This window comes from Pengzhenrongella sp., from assembly GCF_036565025.1.
Lineage (GTDB): Bacteria > Actinomycetota > Actinomycetes > Actinomycetales > Cellulomonadaceae > Pengzhenrongella.
Genome location: NZ_DATCNW010000069.1, coordinates 1 through 3734 on the forward strand (window position 1 = coordinate 1; position 3734 = coordinate 3734).

1 protein-coding gene and 2 pseudogenes are annotated in these 3734 nt (G+C 68.7%); 2 read left to right on the forward strand and 1 reads right to left on the reverse strand.

All coding sequences use genetic code 11. From position 1 onward, the window contains the following. Positions 1 to 235: pseudogene (locus VIM26_RS03685) on the forward strand (HNH endonuclease); the annotation flags it as partial. Positions 236 to 428: 193 nt separating this feature from the next. Here VIM26_RS03685 and VIM26_RS03690 read toward each other — a convergent pair. After that, positions 429 to 1204 (reverse strand): annotated as a pseudogene (locus VIM26_RS03690) (SDR family NAD(P)-dependent oxidoreductase). Positions 1205 to 1578: 374 nt separating this feature from the next. Between VIM26_RS03690 and VIM26_RS03695 the strand changes: the two are divergent. Then, a partial coding sequence (locus VIM26_RS03695) for a histidine kinase N-terminal 7TM domain-containing protein (protein ID WP_331948985.1) occupies positions 1579 to 3734 on the forward strand: 2156 nt, incomplete at its 3' end.

Here is a 3734-nt window from a genome sequence, read left to right on the forward strand (position 1 = left end):
CGACGAGCAGACCACGTGCGAAAACGTTCATAGTCTCTGCAAGCACCACCATGTGATGAAGACGGACGGCGACTGGGACGTCGTACGCGACGCGGCGACCGGGACCACGACCTGGACCTCGCCCACCGGGCACCGCTACGAACGACCCTCCTACCCCGCCGACCCGACCGTCGAACCCCGCCCCCGAATCGAGGCCCTGCCCAAGGTCGAGCTCCCTGACGAACCACCGTTCTGAGGTAAGTGCAAAAGCAGGTGCGCGGGTTTCGACCTGGTCGAACACGAGACTTCGCTACTCGTATGCGGCTCGGAGGTCGCAGGGCTCAGCAACTCGTATGGGACTCGGAGGCGGTCGCAGGGCTGAGCAACTCGTACGCGACTCGGAGGCGGTCGCAGGGCTGAGCAACTCCTGCGCGGAGGCGACCCACCGCTCAGATGGCCGACCAACCGCCGTCGCACGGGAGGATGGCGCCGTTGACGTTGCTCGCGTCGTCGCTGAGCAGCCACGTGATCGTTGCCGCGAGCTGCTCGGAAGTCGCGGGCGCCGGGATGGTCGTGCCCATGATCGGCCCGAGGACGGCAGCGGCGTGCTCGGACTTGAACGGTGCTTCGATGTTCGTCAGGACCGCCCCGGGGGGCCACCGCGTTCGCCCGGATGCCCTGGGACTTGTAGAAGCCCGCGGTGCTCTTGGTCAACCCGTTGACCGCATGCTTCGACGCCGTGTATGCCACCCCCGAGGCCGAGGCCGAGGCGCGCAGGCTCGCCTCGGAGGAGACGTTGACGATGGCACCGATGCCGGCCTCGAGCATGAGTGGCAGCACCGCACGGGTGAGGCGCATCACGGCGGTGACGTTCACGGCAAAGACGCGGTCCCCGGTCGCGTGGTCGACCTCCGCCGGTGGCAGGAAGGCGTCCATGATCCCGGCGACGTTGGCCAGGGCGTCGACCCGGCCGCCCGCCGCGGCCACGACCGCCTGGACGGTGTCCTCGGTGGAGATGTCTCCCGCCACGGTGACCAGGTCAAGGTCGGGGTGCTCGGCGACCAGATCCTCGAGCCGAACCACCGAGACGTCGCTCGCGACGACCGTGGCGCCCTCCATCGCCAGTCGTACCGCAAGTTGCCCGCCCGATGCCGGAACCCGCACCGGTCACGATCGCGGTCTTACCGGCGAAGCGGTCAGAGACGAACGGGGCAACAGGAGACATCGTTGTGTCCTTGGTCGAGGGGCTCGAGATCACAGGTCAAGATCAGGCTAGAACCCGGACGCTCAGGCCGGGCCGGAATCGCTGTCCCGCGGCGCGGACCTGCACATCGGCCACCCGCACCGCTCGAAGGCGAAACGAGTCCGGGGAGCGTGCAGAGCCCGACCGTGTGCCCCACACGACCAGTCCGGAAGCGCCCTGCACGGCGGCCGAGCGCGGTCGTCGCCGGGCAGCGATGGTGGCTCGCGGCGCCCGCAAGGGGCCAAGTCGATCGTCCTCACGGCGGGACGGAGCAGAATGGAGGAGAGACGTCCTGTCCGACCGCTGCGAGCTACGGGACGCGGAGACGTTCTCCTCTGGAGACGGGGTGGTTTTGCATGTGGCTGTGGACTCCCGGAGGGCTCCTGACCCTGCTGGCTTCGGGCGCGTTCGCCGTGCTGGCGACCGTGGTCTGGCGCCGCAGGGAGGGCACGACAACGCTCTGGCTCGCCCTCGTCCTGCTCGCCACCGGGATCTGGAGTCTCGCCTACACGCTCGAACTGGCCTCCCCCACCGCCGCCGAACGACATACCTGGGGAGATCTGAAGTATGTCGGCATTTGCGCCCTGCCTCCGGCGTGGGTCGCCTTCGTGGCGGTGTACACCGGCGGCCCGGCCTGGCTCCGGCGCCGCACCATGCTGCTCCTCGGGGTTGAGCCGCTGCTCGTGCTCGCGCTTCTGTCGAACACGCGCACCCATGACCTGATCCGCTACTACCCCGGTGGCCCGACATCAGACGTCTCCGTGGCTGGTGACCTGTTCTGGCCACACAGCATCTACACCTATCTGCTGCTGTGGGGAGCGACCATGGTGCTCGTGGTGCGCCTGAGCCGCATCTCGCCGCTGTACCGGCGGCTGTCCGTGGTGCTTGTGCTCAGCTTCGCCCTGCCGTTCGTCGTCAACGTGCTCTATAACGTGGGCATCCCGCTGTTCGGCACGATCGACCTGACCCCGTTCGCGTTCCTCATCTCCGGTCTGATCCTGGTCTGGGGCGTACTCCGCTACCGGCTGGTGCGGCTACAGCCCATCGGCCGCAGCCAGGTGTTCATGACGATCCGCGATCTCGTCGTCACCCTGGACCCGATGAACCGGGTGATCGACGCGAACCCGGCCGCGTCCGCCGCCTTCGGCCTGCCGGCCGGGAAGCTCATCGGTCGGGAGCTCGAGCTGCTGCTTCCCGTGTCCGGTCAACTGATCATCGGCAGCCGGGACGGAACACCGATCCGGGAGACGATCAACGGGCGGCGGTACGACGTCCACGCGTCGCCATTGACCAACCGCAACGGGCAGCCCCTGGGCACCCTGGTGATGGCTCACGACGTCACCGATCGGGTGGTTGCCGACCAGGCGCTGGCCAGGTCCACCGCCGAGTTCGTGGCGGCCTTCGAGTTCGCTCCCGTCGGGATGGCCGTGGTCGGTTTCGATCGGCGGATTCTGAACGCCAACCAGAGCCTGAGCGAGATCAGCGGGTATGACGTGGACCAGCTGACAGACATGACGCTGGACGACCTCACGGACCTCCGGGATGCGCCGGCCGAGGCCGAACAGCTGGCCGAGGTCGCGGCCGGACGCATCGACGAGTACCGGACCGAGCTCAGGCTGATCAGGGCCGACGGCGCCCGGCGTTGGGTCTCGTTCAGTGCCGCACGGATCGGGCCGGCGGGGACGGGGACCGGGACCCAGGCCGTGCTGCACGTGGAGGACATCACCGACCGCAAGGGCTACGAGAGCGGGCTGGTCTACCTGGCCGACCACGACCCGCTGACCGGGCTCGCGAACCGCCGACGCTTCCGCGAGGACCTCGAGCACTACCTCACCCTGGCCACCCGGGCCAACGTCAACGGGGCCCTGGTGCTGCTCGACCTGGACAACTTCAAGGACATCAACGACACCTTCGGCCACCCCACCGGCGACGGCCTGCTGTGCGCGATCGCCGACGTGTTCCGCAGCCGGGTCCGCGAGAGCGACGTGATCGCCCGCCTCGGCGGGGACGAGTTCGCCATCCTGCTTTGGGCGGTCGACGTCGATGGGGCGACCACCGCCGCCCACGAGGTGCTCGACGCGGTCCGGGACATCAGGTTCAACCGCGCTGGGCAACGCGTGCGCACGACGGCCAGCGCCGGGCTGGTCATGCTCGACGGCACCGGAGGTCACACCGCCGATGAGGTCACCAGCAACGCCGACCTCGCGATGTACGCAGCCAAGGACGGTGGCCGGGACGGGCTGGTCGTCTTCGAACCCGCGGGTACGGCGGCGGCCCAGTCGCGAGCACGATTCCACTGGACCGACCAGATCCACCGGGCCCTCGACGACAACCTCTTTACGCTGCTGACCCAGCCGATCCTCGACCTGGCGTCCGGGCAGATCACCGGCTGCGAGCTGCTGCTGCGCATGCGCCAGGGCGACCACCTCGTGGCACCGGAGGAGTTCCTGGGCATCGCCGAACGGCACGGCCTGGCCGCGGCGATCGACACGCACGTGGTGCGGATCGGCAC